12 protein-coding genes are annotated in these 15,743 nt (G+C 44.7%); 4 read left to right on the forward strand and 8 right to left on the reverse strand.

All coding sequences use genetic code 11. The features are described from left to right. Positions 1-25 precede the first annotated feature (25 nt). The 3 genes from PN836_RS18760 to PN836_RS18770 all read left to right on the forward strand — a co-directional run bounded on the left by PN836_RS18760 (position 26) and on the right by PN836_RS18770 (position 4,029). Positions 26-3,295: a calcium-binding protein gene (locus PN836_RS18760; protein ID WP_395341296.1), complete on the forward strand. Its 3,270-nt coding sequence runs from the start codon at positions 26-28 to the stop codon at positions 3,293-3,295. 109 nt (positions 3,296-3,404) lie between these two features. Continuing rightward, positions 3,405-3,659: a hypothetical protein gene (locus PN836_RS18765; protein ID WP_395341298.1), complete on the forward strand. Its 255-nt coding sequence runs from the start codon at positions 3,405-3,407 to the stop codon at positions 3,657-3,659. Positions 3,660-3,720: 61 nt separating this feature from the next. After that, positions 3,721-4,029 carry a hypothetical protein gene (locus tag PN836_RS18770; RefSeq protein ID WP_395345744.1) on the forward strand — a complete coding sequence of 103 codons (309 nt, stop codon included), beginning with the start codon at positions 3,721-3,723 and terminating at the stop codon, positions 4,027-4,029. A 115-nt stretch (positions 4,030-4,144) separates the two neighbouring features. Here the strand turns inward: PN836_RS18770 and PN836_RS18775 are convergent, their stop codons facing one another. From PN836_RS18775 to PN836_RS18805, 7 genes are all read right to left on the reverse strand, one after another. After that, the gene (locus tag PN836_RS18775) at positions 4,145-6,169 is read right to left on the reverse strand and encodes a methyl-accepting chemotaxis protein (RefSeq protein WP_395341301.1); all 2,025 of its coding nucleotides are present in this window, start codon (positions 6,167-6,169) and stop codon (positions 4,145-4,147) included. 120 nt (positions 6,170-6,289) lie between these two features. Beyond that, the gene (locus PN836_RS18780; protein ID WP_395341303.1) at positions 6,290-7,111 is read right to left on the reverse strand and encodes a symmetrical bis(5'-nucleosyl)-tetraphosphatase; all 822 of its coding nucleotides are present in this window, start codon (positions 7,109-7,111) and stop codon (positions 6,290-6,292) included. A gap of 24 nt (positions 7,112-7,135) precedes the next feature. Continuing rightward, positions 7,136-7,510, reverse strand: coding sequence for a Co2+/Mg2+ efflux protein ApaG (gene apaG, locus PN836_RS18785; protein WP_395341305.1), 375 nt, complete (start codon positions 7,508-7,510; stop codon positions 7,136-7,138). A gap of 14 nt (positions 7,511-7,524) precedes the next feature. After that, positions 7,525-8,340, reverse strand: a complete 816-nt coding sequence (rsmA, locus tag PN836_RS18790) for a 16S rRNA (adenine(1518)-N(6)/adenine(1519)-N(6))-dimethyltransferase RsmA (RefSeq protein ID WP_395341308.1) — start codon at positions 8,338-8,340, stop codon at positions 7,525-7,527. Between the two features lie 30 nt (positions 8,341-8,370). Further along, entirely contained in the window at positions 8,371-9,357 is a 987-nt protein-coding gene (gene pdxA / locus PN836_RS18795; RefSeq protein ID WP_395341310.1) for a 4-hydroxythreonine-4-phosphate dehydrogenase PdxA, read from the reverse strand. Positions 9,358-9,367: 10 nt separating this feature from the next. Further along, positions 9,368-10,603 (reverse strand): peptidylprolyl isomerase SurA, encoded by a 1,236-nt coding sequence (surA, locus tag PN836_RS18800; protein ID WP_415926406.1) that lies wholly within the window; start codon positions 10,601-10,603, stop codon positions 9,368-9,370. A gap of 85 nt (positions 10,604-10,688) precedes the next feature. Next, a complete protein-coding gene (locus PN836_RS18805; RefSeq protein WP_395341314.1) occupies positions 10,689-12,899 on the reverse strand; it encodes an LPS-assembly protein LptD in 2,211 nt (736 codons plus the stop codon). A gap of 188 nt (positions 12,900-13,087) precedes the next feature. On the opposite strand from PN836_RS18805, the gene djlA reads away from it, so the two are divergent. Then, positions 13,088-13,966, forward strand: a complete 879-nt coding sequence (gene djlA, locus PN836_RS18810) for a co-chaperone DjlA (protein ID WP_395341315.1) — start codon at positions 13,088-13,090, stop codon at positions 13,964-13,966. A 32-nt stretch (positions 13,967-13,998) separates the two neighbouring features. Here djlA and aceK read toward each other — a convergent pair whose 3' ends face one another. After that, positions 13,999-15,732 (reverse strand): bifunctional isocitrate dehydrogenase kinase/phosphatase, encoded by a 1,734-nt coding sequence (aceK, locus tag PN836_RS18815; protein ID WP_395341317.1) that lies wholly within the window; start codon positions 15,730-15,732, stop codon positions 13,999-14,001. Positions 15,733-15,743 lie beyond the last annotated feature (11 nt).

The following is a 15,743-nucleotide window of genomic DNA, read 5'->3' on the forward strand; positions in this document are numbered from 1 at the left end:
TTTCCATTTAAGGAAGATTAGGAATATGAAAATCATTACCCCACTATTTTTGCGACTTGTTAGCTTGCTAGTCATGTTGTTCCCCCTTATAGCTAATGCGGAAGGCGTAAGCAATGCAGAGCGACTAGAGTCCATTGAAAATCTGAATAATTTAAAGGCAAACGCTAGTCACTCTGACATTGCAATTGCGATGATTGAACAACAGATATACATGCAATCTTTATTACTCTCTAAGGATGCTAAGGTCGCTAGCTGTGCAGAACTGCTCGCCGTTAACCCTTACATGCAAACTGGCGCATATGTTTTGCATCAAGACGGTGCCGACAAGAGTTTTATTTGCGAAATTGAAAGTGGCATGGTTACCGCGCAGTCAGAAAACAATATTGCGACAGAGACAAACTGCATAATATCAAATTCATGCTTGCGAGCGCCTGAAACCTTTCTCGGTGACATTTATTCAGAACAAATGGAAGGCACGAACATTGACGATATACTCAATGGCACTGACCGCGGAGACTTGATTCTGGCGTATCAAGGAGATGATGTCATTTACGCTGGGGGGGGCGACGATGAGCTAAGAGGTGGAGACGGAAGCGATACCTTAAATGGTGGTTCAGGTAATGATTTAATTTATTCTGGAAACGGGTCAGATCGCATTTTTGGCGGCCGCGGAGAAGATGCTCTGTATGGCGATTTAGGCGATGATTACCTCGCTGGGGGAGATCATAATGACGTATTGTCTGGAGGGCAAGGGGATGACTTACTAGAAGGCGACTCTGGCGATGATTATTTACTCGGCGACAACGGCTCAGACTTTTTAGTTGGAGGCTCTGGCGTTGACTATTTAAAAGGTGGGAATGGCCGCGACTTTTTGCTAGGCGGTCACGGCGATGACCGGCTTGAAGGTGGCGAAGGGCATGATGACTTGCATGGTCTCGAGGGTCGTGATGATTTGTATGGAAATGGCGAGAACGACCTAATTTATGGTAACGAAGGCGCTGACCGACTTACAGGCGGCGCAGGACACGATCGACTGCATGGTGGCGATGACGATGACCTATTATTCGGCGACGATGGCACTGATTTACTCGACGGAGGCGCTGGAAACGACTATTTGGACGGTGGTACAGGAAATGATTTCCTGTTCGGAGGTGAAGGCAACGACACCCTGCTAGGGGGTGATGGTCCAGATGTATTTATTTTTTATCCTGGGTCGGGTCGGGATGTGATAAACGAATTCGATTTGGAACAAGACCGAATTGATATTCGCTTTTTTGACTTAGACCGCTGGCGAGATTTAAAAAGAGTGCTTACTTGCTATGGGCAGCATAATCGTCCAGAAACCTACTGCGTAATTCGTCTCAATGCAAACGACCACATTGCTATCATGGATGCGCCTTTAGTGCGTTCTTTGATGACTAAAAGCGTTCTCAACGAAGTGTTCATGTTTGAGTTTGATGACGAAACACAGGCAAACAGGGATTTTGTTACTGACACATATGAGCGCTATTTTGGCAGGGTGCCAGCGTTTCAGGGCTATCATTTTTGGATGGGCTATTTAAAAAATCATACATTTGAGGAGGCCGAGCGAGAAATAATCTATGGCGCCAGCCGAGAAGATCAGGTTCATATAATTGCCAATACGGCAGAGGCCGCTAGAAGCTTTCTTACAAGCAATGGCTTCGATGTACCAGAGTGGTTGCAACCCGGCAATTCTCCAATAGAGCAGCTCATCAATAGCCTTTACGTCAAGTACTTTGACCGTTCACTAAGTGAAAATGACATGGTGTATTGGGTTAATCAATCGCTTAATTTAACTAACCGTGAGCTTGAAGCATATATTATTTATGGTGCGCAACAAGGGGATAAAAATCACCTTTGCGGATACACTCATGAGCTAGCCCGAAACTATTTACTCAGTAACGATTTTGCCGTACCTGCATGGATAGAGCCTGCGGCAGTAAGTGCACGTAGGGACACTGTAAACGGTTTCTATGCGAGTTTGTTTAATCGAACGGCTGAAGAGGGTGGTTTAGGGTATTGGAGCGGGCAGATATGTTCATCAACAGAGACAGAAGTAAAAAGGGACATGATCTATTCTGCTTCAGATTTTGACAGACAGAACATTATCGACCACAGTTTGGATAGCACCTTTAATTTCCTGAGAGAGAATGCTTTTGGGATCCCACACTGGCTAATTGATGCGGCCGATGCAGACTACAGCGACATCGACAAAGAGAACTTTATCAACACCAAGTACTTGCATTATTTTGGCCGATATGCAGATGACGCAGGATTGAGTTTTTATCTTGAACATCTTGTTTCAAGAGGACTAGAGCCGACTATAGAGGCGAGTATTATTATTGGCGCTGCGGATATCGACCGAGTGCATGTGGTGCAGAATAGAAAACAAGATGCCATTGACCACTTACAAGCTTATGGATTTGACATACCAGAATGGCTGCAAGAATCAGCAGACGAAACGCCCCCATATGGTGATGCAGAAAAGAGGAGCTTTATTCAGTCCGTCTATATCAAATATTTTGACCGATATCCTGATGAAGATGGTATGAATGCATATTTAGATGCCCTAGAGTCGATTGACAAACAAATCGACGTAGAATATTGGATTATCACTGGCGCGGTTGGAAGCGACCGCAATCGGCTCATTTCGCATAATGCATCAAAAGCAATTGCCTTTTTAAACAATCATGGCTTTGCAGTTCCCAGTTGGTTGTCTGGTGCAATTAATCCACCTTCTAGGCCTGATCTACCTGTACCACCTGAGTACTCCGAGGAAGCCAAGATCGAATTTTTGCAATCGGTGTATCGCAAGTACTTTGGTCGAACGGCCGACAATATTGGTATAAATCTTTACCTCGTAGAATTGACTGGCCCTGAAAGAGAGAACCAAGTAGAGGCATGGATAATAACGGGTGCATTGAGAGACGACAAAGCATACCTTGTGAGATTCAAGGGGGCACAGGCTCGAAACTTCCTGCAAAACAATGGTTTTACGATACCAAACTGGTTAACTTGGTCGACGCACAACACCTGGAATCAAACAATCGAGCAAATTTATAGTAGATACTTTGGGCGCACTCCAGATCAAGCTGGTAAGGACTTTTGGAGGGGCCAATTGGCTGTGTTTGGCGCAAGTTTTGTTGAGCGCGAAATCATTTATGGTGCAAACGATGAGGATAAGGCGCGACTTAATAGTTCATCAAGTCGCCGAGATGCGGCGCGACGATTTTTGCAAGACAATGGATATTCGGTTCCTGATTGGATTGAGTAGAGCGCACTAAGACATCAATTGAAAAGGCACTTCTTAAGCTTGGATGCAGGAGCATTCGGCACGATTTACGCTAATTAACCTGTAGCCTGAAAGCGTTGTTAGCAATGAAGTGGGTTTTAGAGCCTCTACAGATGCGTCTGAGTTTTCAATCAGCGCGTATAGAAATGATTATGAAAACTTCATTGAGTCTTTGGCATTGAATGGTTTGAACGCGCAAACCGGGTTACTGGAATTTCAAGCGCGTTATATTATTAACGAGGTAGAAATCAGTGGTGTTGCCGTAAGCGCTACTTGGTTTATGGGGGAAAGTTTCGAGTCGCTAGCGCATTGGATGCTGCGGTTGAGTTACTCGAGTCAAAAATAGCGAAGATAAAGCTATCGGTGCTGAGCTTGACTCCATATTACCTGCCCAGAGCATCGTTGGTATAAGCTATGTTAGCCTTGATGCACATTGGCGAATAGAGCTTGCTACAAGCTACACTGAGCAGGCCAATACAGTAGAAAACGAACCTGATGCGCCAGAGTTTTTCGTCGCACCGAGTTATACCTTGGTTGACTTACTTGGGCACTATCAAGTGACACCGAATATTCGCATTAATGCTGGTATATTCAATCTATTCGACCAGGAGTATTATCTTGCATCAGAAGTCCGAGGGCGCATAGAAAATGAAAACCTTGGCAGATTCTCATCACCGGGCAGAAATACTTCAGTTAATGTGGTGATAAATTTTTAAGATTAGACTCATCGTCGCGCAATGTGAGTGAAAACAAGTTATAAAAAAAGCGACCCAACAAGGTCGCTTTTTCATTGAGCACTCAATCGCTCACACTCAATTGTTTTTACTGACTCTAAACTCTGAATTGACTAATGGACGATTGCAATTCTTCGGCTAATTTGGCCACTTCGCTGCTAGATTCAGCAGTTTGCTTAGCACCAATGGTGGTGTGCTCAGCAATACCGACAATGTTTTCTAAGCGCTCGCTAATTTGTGACGATACAGAGTGTTGCTCGCGTGCCGCCGTTTCAATGCGCGTGCTCACTTCATAAGCTTTGTGCACTGCGTCGGTTATCATGTTAAGTGCTTCACCGGCTTTTTCAGTCTGTTCTACGCAAGCATTAGTTTGCTCTTTACCTTGATTCATTACCGCTACTGCTTTTTCAGCACCCGCTTGCAAGACTTCAATCATTGAATTGATTTCTTGCGTAGATTCTTGAGTGCGGCTTGCCAAGGTGCGTACCTCATCTGCTACCACTGCAAAACCTCGACCTTGTTCGCCTGCACGGGCAGCCTCAATAGCAGCGTTTAATGCAAGCAGGTTAGTTTGGTCGGCTACGCCACGAATTACGTCTAAGATGCCGCCAATACTTGCGCTATCTTGATGCAGTTTGTTGATAACTTCAGCCGCTTGTTCGACTTCGTTAGCCAGCACTTGAATAGTGTCTTTGTTCTTAGCTGAAATCTGCTTCACTTTCTCTGCTTCTTTATCTGCATGCTTGATTTCCGTTAAGGTGTCGTTTGCACTGCTAGATACTAGTTCTGAAGTGGTGTGCATTTCAGTTGTTGCCGCGGCAATTTGCGAAATTTGTGATTTTTGATCTTCAATTGATGTTGTGGTTTGCATGGTGATAGTAGAGGTCTCACCCGAAGCTGCCGCCAGTTGATCTGCACGCTGGTTAATTGCGTGGATAAGCTCTTTTAAGTTATCAATCAGCATGTTGCAGTTTTTCGCCAGTGTACCAAACTCATCACCTGAGGAGTCATCTAGCTTATGTGTTAAGTCGCCAGACGAGGCAATCTTTAGTAAGTTGTTAACGCGCTCAAGCGGGCGAGTAATTGCATTTACCGTTAGATAGCCTACGCCACCTGCAATAGCGAATGAAATCAACACGACAACAACAATGGTCACTGAGCTGCTTGAAACTTGATCAGACACGCTTGTTTTCAAGGTCACGGCTTTGTTATCTGCCATTTCAGTAAGGGCATCTAGCTCAACAATGGCCTCGGTGATTTTTGCATCTGAGGTGAGCAAAGCATTTTGTGCTGATGATACATACTCAAGCTCTTTAATCTTGCTGTCTAACAGGCCGTCGTTAGCGCTTAGAGTTTTGTTTATTTGTCCAAGAAGCTCTTGCACTTCGTCTATTGTGCCAGATTCGTCTTCTCCATTTGCAGCGCTAACCATGTTTGAGAAATTTTCGTTAGCTTGTTCAAGAATGACACTCACTTCTTTTTTACGAATCTCTGCACGCTGCATAGATTCTGTTTTTAAGTAGTCAGCGGTCACTGTCATTAAAGTCAGCATGTTTGATTCGACAGAATTTGCCAAATCAGCCGCTTCTTGCAAGGAATCTGATTCTTCAATCTCATCTAGGTCAGTGAAATCGAGCAACATAGATGATGCGTCGTCAGCGCTTTCTTCGATTGTTTCGAGTTTACTGAGTAATTCTGAGCGAAGGCGAAGCGCACTGGTGTGGTCAGAAAACATTTTTTGAGAGGTATCGACATAAGAGTCATACATCGCACTGACTTGCGCGACCGATGAGCGCAATTGCTCATCTTTTTTCACAATCTCGTTGAGTTCCTGCAAGGTTGCGTCAAAGTTTTCTTTGCTTTGTGCAAACATGGCTTGCTTTTCAATGACCGCGTCTTCTTTGTCGCTCACAAACCCTTCAAAAGCTAAACGACCCATGTTCAGGAATGCTGCTTTTAAATTGGAGGTTCCCGCCACAGTGGGAAGGGCGAGTGTACTTACTTCACTTGATGCATCGCCTACCTTGTTGAGGCTGGACATCGAAGAAAATCCAAGTAACAGCAATAATAAGCTTATGACGGCGAATCCGCCTATCACGCGCATGGCTACTGTTATTTTCATGTTGGCTCCCGTTAATACCTTAAAGTGATTCTGAATGGCTTCACTATAGTATCGGTAGGCTGAGGTATAACTTAAGATATAAATATTGCTTTAATTATTGCGCGCTTGAGCGCCACTGAGTCACGCCTGAAGCTGGAAGGTTTCTTGCGTTTCTATGCAGTAAAGCGATAGCGAGTTGCCCCAGACAAAACCGGTATCCAGAGCCCTAATTCGAGCGTGATTTGCGATGTGCGGCGGTATTTCACCCATAAGGGACGCCCAGTGACCGAATAAGATAAGGTGCTTTTCATTTAATGCGGTGTTTGGCATGTCAAACCAAGGCTTTACCCGCTTAGGTGCGTCATTTGGATGACACTTAATGGCGAAATCTAAGTCCATGTCCTGCGATAAATATCGCATTCGGGTAAAGGCGTTCACAACAAATCGCAGGCGTTCATAGCCCATGAGTGTGTCGTCCCATTTTGTTGGGCTGTTGCCATACATTTGTCGCAAGAAGGCTTCAGGCTGTTTTCCCTGTAACTTTGCTTGCACTTCGTTGGAAAGCTTAAGGGCAGTTTTTATTGACCAAGAGGGGTAGAGCCCCGCATGGCTAATCAGTGTTTTTTTGGCGGGTTTTATGGCAAGTGGCTTTTGCATCAACCAGTCTATAAGGGCGTCAAAATGCTTATGTTGTATTAAACTTTCGAGTTTATCTTGAGGTTTCACAGAGCGAATACCATGAGCAATGGCTATCAGATGCAAGTCATGATTACCTAGCACCGTTTCAAATTGTTCGCCTAAGTCTCTACAAAACTGAAGCGTTTCTAGTGAGTCTGGCCCTCGAGCAACCAAATCACCAACCGCCCAAAGCTTGTCGTGTTTAGGATTGAATTTGACTTGTTTTAGCGCTTTTTTTAGCGCTCTATAACAACCTTGTATATCGCCAACGACGTAGTTTTTCATTAATTGAGTTTGAGAATTTAGGTGCTAGTGAATTGCGTTGGGCACAGCGAGTCCAAACACGGGAATTTGAGCACGATAGGCTTGTTTGTCCTCTCGCTCAAAGTCGTAGTATCCTTCCATGCTTCCTACTTCGGTTTTAAGCATGGATGCACTGGTATATTCATAACTTTGCTTGGGGGCAATGATAGGCTGCTCGCCGACAACTCCGTAACCGCTGACTTCCACTTTTTCACCATCGCCGTTAGTAATTAGCCAGTATCGACTCTTTAAGGTCATCGGTGCATCGCTTATGTTGGTGATATTGACGGTGTAGCTGAATACGAATACTTCATGTTCTGGCGATTTTTTTTGTGTACCGATGTACTTGGAATTAACTTTTATTTTTATTAGCTCACTCACACTTGGCCCCGGGCTTAGCTGTTTTTTTCGTATACGTAATTGGCGATTGCTGAAAATTCTTTTAACGAAAGGGTTTGTGCTCGTCTTTCAGCATCAATGTCTAAGTGATTAAGGCTAGTCTCGTCTATGAGCTTTTTCAAGCTGTTGCGGATAGTTTTTCGCCGCTGATTAAAAGCGCTGCCCACCACCAGTGATAAGCTTGATATGTCATGAAGCTCAACGGGGGGCCGTGCGTGAGGCACCAGTCGCACTACCGCAGACTCCACCTTTGGCGCTGGTTTGAATGCGCTTGGCGGCACCATTACAACCGGCGTCGCGCTGCAGTAGTATTGGGACATTACTGAAAGTTTGCCATACAAGCTATCATTATGTGTTGCGCAAAGGCGCTTTACTACCTCCAGTTGCAACATAAAGTGCATGTCATCGATACAATCGCTGAATGAGAATAAATGAAACATTAGTGGAGTGGATATGTTGTAGGGCAGATTGCCAAACACCCGCAGTTTGTGACTAGGATGTGTGATTGGGTCAATTAAGTTTGAAAAATCAAATTTAAGTGCATCCTGCTCAATCACATTTAGCTTATTTTGAATAAAGGGATGTTCGCGCAAGCGCTTTGCTAGGTCGCGGTCAAGTTCGACAACATTCAGCTTATCCACTATTTCAGCCACAGGTTCGGTTAATGCGCCTAAGCCAGGGCCAATTTCAACTAGGTTTTGTCCATTTTCCGGTTTAATTGCACTTACGATTTGGTCGATGACATATTCATCGAATAAAAAGTTTTGTCCAAATCGTTTTCGGGCTGTATGGCCAAGATGTGTTTTACTCATGATGTTTGTTCACCGACAAGTGGACAGGCATTAGAGCTTTCGTTGCGCCAGCTTAATGGCTTTGCTAATGGCCCGCTTCATACTTCCGCAGTCAATATCTCCGGTGCCCGCGAGATCGGCAGCGGTGCCGTGATCCACCGATGTCCTGATAAAGGGTAAACCTAAGGTAATGTTTACAGAATTACCGAAGCCCTTGTACTTTAGAACAGGAAGGCCCTGATCGTGATACATGGCAAGCACGGCGTCTGCTTTATCTAAATACTTTGGTTGGAAAATCGTGTCGGCGGGCAGTGGACCCACTAGGTTTAGACCTTGTGCTCGTAGTACGTCCAAGGTGGGTGTTATCACTTGAATTTCTTCTTGCCCTAGGTGGCCATCTTCACCAGCATGAGGATTGAGCCCGCACACATAAATGGTGGGGTCCGATAAACCAAACTTAAGTTTGAGATCGGTATTGATGATGCGAATTACCTTCTCAATGCGCTGTGGGGTAATTGCTTTGGATACATAAGCTAGCGGAATATGCGTTGTCGCCAGACAGACTCGCAAACCGTCGGTTGCCAACATCATTACCACGTCTGCTGTATTAGATTGTTGAGCGAAAAATTCGGTATGTCCACTAAACGACACGCCCGCTTTATTGATAATGCCTTTATGAACGGGACCGGTGACAACCGCATCAAAATTACCAAGCATGTTTTCTTCGCATGCTTGCCTAAGCGTTTCCACAACGTATTGCCCATTGCGACTGTCAAGCTTGCCCGCTGTGACTTCCACTGCCGTTGGCACATGCTTGACAATCATTTGTCCGGGCTTTTGAATGAGTTCTAAGCCTGGTTCGAATGGAATTATTTCGATGCCTACACCTAATGCAATTGCACGCTGTGTCATCATTTGCGCATCTGCGAATACGACTAACTGCTCTTCCCATACTTGCTGACACAGTTTTATCATTAAATCCGGGCCAATACCGGCTGGTTCGCCCGGCGTAACGGCGATGCGCAATGGTTGTGACATAAGCCTTCCTTTAACTTTCGATAACTTCTATATAGGCTTGATCACGCATTTCTCTAATCCACGCGTCAGTCTCTTCTTGGAATTTTCGGTTGTAAATTAGCTGATAAGCTCGGTCTTCTTTTCGTTTTTCAGTCGCATCATCAATGCGTCTATCAATTAACTGGATTAAATGCCAACCATGCTGTGAACGGATAGGCATGCTGTATTCATCCTTTTCAAGCTGCGATAGGGCGCTTGAAAACTCAGGGACGTAAATGTTCGGGTCATTCCAACCTAGTTCACCGCCTCGAAGCGCGGAACCGGGGTCTTCTGAATGTTCTTTGGCTAATTCTGCAAAATCCGCATCCCCCTCAAGCAATTGTGCTCTAAATTCCAGCAACATTTGTTCAGCCTTAGCATCACTTAGGATAATGGATGGCGTGATGAGAATATGTCTAGCGTTGACTTCCTCAACTTGCACAATTTCAATACCGCGGGTATCTAGCACTTTGAGAATATGAAAGCCCGCGCCTGAACGGATAGGGCCAACAAGCTCGTCTTTGGGTTTGTTTTCTACCGCTTCTGCAAATAGTGTTGGCATAGAGTTGATGTTCATCCAACCCATATCACCGCCATCTAATGCTTCTGAGCCAGAAGAGGACGCAATGGCTATCTTGGCGAAGTCTGAGCCACCGTTCAATAGCTCTAGCACCTTGTCTGCTCTATCACGCGCATCTGCTATATCGGCCTCACTAGCATTGCCAGAAAGACCGATTAAGATGTGACCAAGGCGATATTCCGCTTGTGCCTCGCCTTGCTGATTTAACAGGTCAAGTAAGGTATTGATCTCTTGTGGGGTGATATAGACTCGTCGACGCACATTGGCTCGTCGCACTTCACCCATAATCAGCTCTTTGCGAATCGACTCGCGATACGACTCATAAGTAGTGCCGCTTGAGGTAATCACATCACGAAACTCTTGAGGACTAAAGCCTTCGCTTTGTGCAATGTTATTAATTGTCTGGTCAAGCTGTGGGTCGCTTATCTGAATTCCCATGCGCTCTGCCATCTGCGCTTGGAGATTTTCCAAAATCAGTCGTTCAATAACTTGGGTTCTAAGCGCACGGTCTGAAGGAAGTGCTTGTCCACTTGCCATGGCGCCAGCTTTAACGCCCTCCACCATATCGACAATTTCACTTTCAAGAATGACGCCTTGGTCAACAATGACCGATACTTTATCAAGCAATTGCTTTGCTTGAATGCCCATTGCAATTGCGCAAAGCAAGGATGCAATGCCGATACGAGTTAATGTGTTTTTCATAGTGTCTCGAATAATACTCTTTAGTGTTAAGCTAGTTCAAAACCAGTGGCTGACGATAGCCAAACAGGCCTTGTTGAAGCATATCTACCTTATTGGTTTTGCTTCCCATTCCTTTAAATACGAATTGTAACGCAATTCCCGAATCAAATTCATCTATATCTCGCACGCCGTCATTGTTAAACCGCGTTGCTAAATGTCGCTGCACGGTTAATCGCAATGCCCAGCAACAGCTTTCATATTCTATTCCCATAAAACTTTCGGTGGTTCTGGAACGTTCGAAATCACGATAGTAGCGGCCTACCCAATGCCATTTATCATTGATTGGCCAACTCGCCGAGATACCAAATTGATCAATCTTCTCGTTTGAAAGCTCACGAATATAACGATGATTTACTTGAATGAGCTTGTTTTCAGCTAATCGGTATTCCGTCGCGAAGCTACTGCGCTCTACCTCATTGCTTTGATTCCCAAGCTGTATATCAGAGTGCAAAAACCAGTTTTGGTTCACCCGCCAGTCAAGTTCAGCGGCAATCGCTGAGCGATTATTATTCCGCTGGCTAGCCTGAAGTCTCGCATTTTCTAAAAATACAATCTGACCAATGCTGGCAGAAAATAATTCACGATTGTTGCGGTCAGTAATACGTGTTGTTGCACCAATGGTAATTTGATTATTGTCGTTGATTCGGTCGAGCCCAGTAAATTCTTGGCCTTGGAAGATGTTTGAAAAAGTCGTCAATAGCTGCGTTGTGTCGTACAGTCCAATATTAGACTGGTCTTGATAGCTGGTATATAAATACTGAGCTTTAGGCTCAATGGTAATCATATAGTCATTATTGCCGATGCTTTGTTCACGCTCGAATACTAATGAGCCGTACAAGCGGGCTTGACCTAGTGTTCTATCGACACTGCTGTCTAGATTGGTATTGTCGATTCCTTCTATATCTTGATCATAATAAGTATGCAGCACACTTAGCTCAGCCAAGATTTCACCCCACGCGCGCTGATAGGGGAAGCTTAAAGATGGCTCGACATGCATTCTAAAGGCGTCAGGTCTCTGACTTAAGCGGTTGTCAAAATAAGCCATCTCTGATTTCACATCAAAGTTTATCCATTCGTTTACTTCGCTTGAATAGTTCAGCTTAGCCTCAGGTAAGGCGCGATAATTGTCGTCAAAGTTGCCGATAACGGTGAAGTCTCTCACGAACAGAGAAAAATCGATCGCGTTACTGAAATAATTGACGCCAGCTTGCCGAAACAAGTAGGTATCAGCTTGATTGTAGAAGTCAGAGCGTAAATCAACGATATAATTGTTGTCGCTGATATCATTGATATCGGCCACCACCGTCCAGTTTTCGCTAAGTTGACCTTGATGATTGAAGCGATAGAAGTAGCGTGCGTCGCCGCTTTGCGTATCGGTATCGTTGGCTAGATATTCTAGCTGAAACTCACCGCGGTGATTCTCACTTAAGTATCGAAACTCGTTTTTAAGCTGCAGCCCACGATTTGTCATATAGCGAGCAGCGATAGTTGCATCCATGTTTGGCGCAATGTTCCAGTAAAAAGGTTGCTCATATTCGACACCCGTTCTTCCAGTACCGCCTGGTTGCGGAAACAAAAAACCGGTTTGCCGTCCAGTGGTAATTGGAAACGCAAAATACGGCAAATAGAAAACGGGCACATCACCGATGTAAAAGCGCGTGTGTTTTGCTTCACCAAATGGCTTTCCTTTCGCGATTGAAATTTCAGAGGCTTGAATTCGCCAGTCTTCACCGCCTTTGGGACAGGTCGTAAACGAAACGTCTTCTAATACCACGCCTTGCTCTTTGGAAATTGACAGTAAATCTGCTCCGCCGCGCCCATTGATGTCTTTGATTTGATACTCTGACGATTGCAATTGAAGCAATTCGATATCTGCATTTGCTTCAAGGCCGAGACTCTCCACTTTGAGAAATTCATCGGTGTAGACAACATTGCCGCTTGCTTCAATCGTGCGGCCATTTTCCTGCACGATCGCAGATTGAGCTTGAATAATAGACTCGGGGCTTGTGATCAACACATTCCCTTCAAACACGGCTACTTCGTCTTTGATAATTTGTGCGGCATCAGATAGAACTTCGATGGACCCTTGGGCAATAGAAGGCGGTTCGAATTCGAAAGTTTGAAGCTCGCAAGTCAGCTGAGCCTTAGCGCCTGCGCTGCATAATGTGACGCTGAGCAACAGCGCAATGGGTGCTAATTTCATTCAAACTTCATTAAAATGTTGTGTATATTGTTTCGGAGCGATCAGCTCATAATATTAAGTCTAATCGCTTGAAAACCCAAGGTGAAACTGTCAAAAATAAATAAATATTGCGATTTGTCGTCTTTTTTTTGCCAAAGGCTCTAAAATACATCACAAACTTAAGCACCACGAAGCATTTGAAATAGATTATGTCGAATAACACAAAGTCGTACTGGGGAAAAATAATTGGCGTACTCATAGGTATGGCAGTGTTAAAGCTGCCGGGCGCTATCTTAGGCCTTATTGTTGGTCATTTGTTCGACATCAATTATGCGCGTGACTTTAATCGACAAGGCGGCTTCGCGCGCTTCTTTTCATCCAAAGACGGTATCGAAAAGCAAGCAACATTCTTTCATGCATTATTTTCAGCACTTGGCCACATTTGCAAAGCAGATGGTCAAGTGACTGAGCAAGAAATACGCGTGGCAACCAGGCTCATGGACGATATGCAGTTGCGAGGGGAGGTTCGAAAAGAAGCTCAACAAGCATTTAGAGAGGGGAAAGCAAAAGACTTTCCATTGCCAGAGATGCTAAGAACCTTCAAGCAACATGTGCACTCGAGACGAGATATTTTGCAGGTATTTCTAGAAATACTGATTGCTGCTGCTTGCGCCGATGGTCGAATTAGTCAGTCTGAAGCGCGGGTTTTACAAACAGTTGCCTCTAGTTTGGGTTTTAGTGCCCAAGACCTACAGTATTTGATTGCCACATTTGAGGCAGCGCAGCGCTTTCGCCGAGGAGGTGGTTTCCATCAGCAACATGCATCGGGTGCAGGCTCCAATGGACAAGGATACAGTCAAACTTACTCCAGTCAAACGGCTTTAGAGGACGCTTATAAGATACTTGGCGCTTCCACCAGTGATGACGATAAGCAAATAAAGCGAGCCTATAAAAAGTTAATGTCTGCCCATCACCCTGACAAACTTGCAGCGAAAGGTTTACCTAAAGAAGCCATTGAGCTAGCTAACAAACGCACTCAGGAAATACAGTCAGCTTATGAACTCATCAAAGAAAAACGGGGAATTTGAGTGCACTGTTCGCCTTGTTCGCTGCATTTTGCTTAACTATTTTGATGAATGTTAAACCGCCTACTCTGTGAATAGGGGAAGACATCTTCAAATACACCGTGCTTGATATTATCTTGTTTCGATTTCCAATAATCAGCATCAAGAAGCTCTGGGTGCAGCTGCTTAAAGTGTTTGCGGGTAAGTGGGTCGCATAATAAAAATGAGGCAAACTCCTCCGGGAAAATATCATTAGGCGCGACTGAGTACCATGGCTCGCTGGCCATTTCATCCTCAGGATAGCGCGGCGGTGGAATGCGCCTAAAATTGCATTCTGTTAGATAACAAATTTCATCATAATCGTAAAATATGACTCTCCCGTGTCGAGTGACACCAAAGTTTTTGAATAACATGTCGCCAGGGAAAATGTTCGCGGCTGCAATTTGTTTTATAGCTAAACCGTATTCGTTGATGGCATCAATCGACTGCTGCTCGGTTTCGGCGTTATCCAGATAAAGGTTAAGAGGGATCATCCGTCGTTCAATGTAGACGTGTTTAAGTAATAACATGTCTCCCTCAAATCGCAGTTGGCTAGACACCGTGTTTTGCAACTCTTCAATTAATTCAGGGCTAAAGCGAAACTTTGGAAAAGCTGCCCACGAAAATTCGAGCGTGTCTGCCATACGACCGACACGGTCGTGCTGTTTAATCAACTGGTACTTTTCTCTCACAGTGGCATGCGTCATCTCTTTTTGTGGTGCAAATTTGTCTTTTATCAACTTGAACACAAAAGGGTAGCTTGGGAGTGTGAACACCGCCATCACCATACCTTTGATGCCGGGTGCGACGATAAAGTCGTCATCAGTTGCCGATAGATGTTCTAAGAAATCTCTATAAAACAGTGTTTTACCATGTTTTTGCAGGCCTATGCAGGTGTAGAGTTCTGAAGCGGTTTTTGACGGCAGAATGGACTTTAGAAAGTGTACAATGGCGCCCGGATGTTCAGTGTCGACCATAAAATAAGCTCGCGCAAAACCAAAGGTTATTGCGGTATCTTGCTCATTGGCTACAACGGTATCGACAAATAAATAGCCCTTCTCATCATTCAAAATGGGCAGCACAAATGGGAAGGCGTTTCCGTTCTCAGTCGTGAGCCTGCCAACTGCATATGCTGCCTTATTGCGGTAAAATAGCGGCGAGAGCACTGAAACTGTTGCGCCACTTAAGGATAGGTTTTCAATTTGCTCATAGAGCCCTGACAAAATTTTATCGAAAAGATGCGCGTCACGGGCGATGGTTAAGCGTAAGGGTAAATCCTCTAGAAGTTGCGCTAATACTTCATGGTTATGGCTCGCACTATCTGCCATTGTATAATGCTTGGCTTCAGTGTGCCTTTCAAATCGACCAGGGTCGATATGGGTTTTAACAAAAATGTTTTCATTTAAGTAATAGCGCCGGTCAAACATGCGACAGAAAAGGGAGTTAAAAAAGCTTTCGGCAAGCTCAGGCTGCTTATGGTTTTTAAGTAGCAATTGATAGGCGTCTTTCACCCAATGCCAAATATTCTCATCCAGCGTTTTCAAGCCGAAGCGGTTTTTTAACAGCGTAACCGCCTCATTCACTTTGGCATCATAAGATTGAATTCTCAGTGCCGAGCTTTCTTGTACAGCTTTATAATCGGCGTTTTCAAAACGTTCCCTTGCACCTTGAGTGAAGTACAAAAAAGTGTGATAGTGGCGATTAAAGCCAGTTAGGATTGCCTGAGCAATTTCACTTGCAAGTGGTGGCATAAGGCGCTTCA

This window comes from Ningiella algicola (genome assembly GCF_028401415.2).
Taxonomy (GTDB): domain Bacteria; phylum Pseudomonadota; class Gammaproteobacteria; order Enterobacterales; family Alteromonadaceae; genus Glaciecola.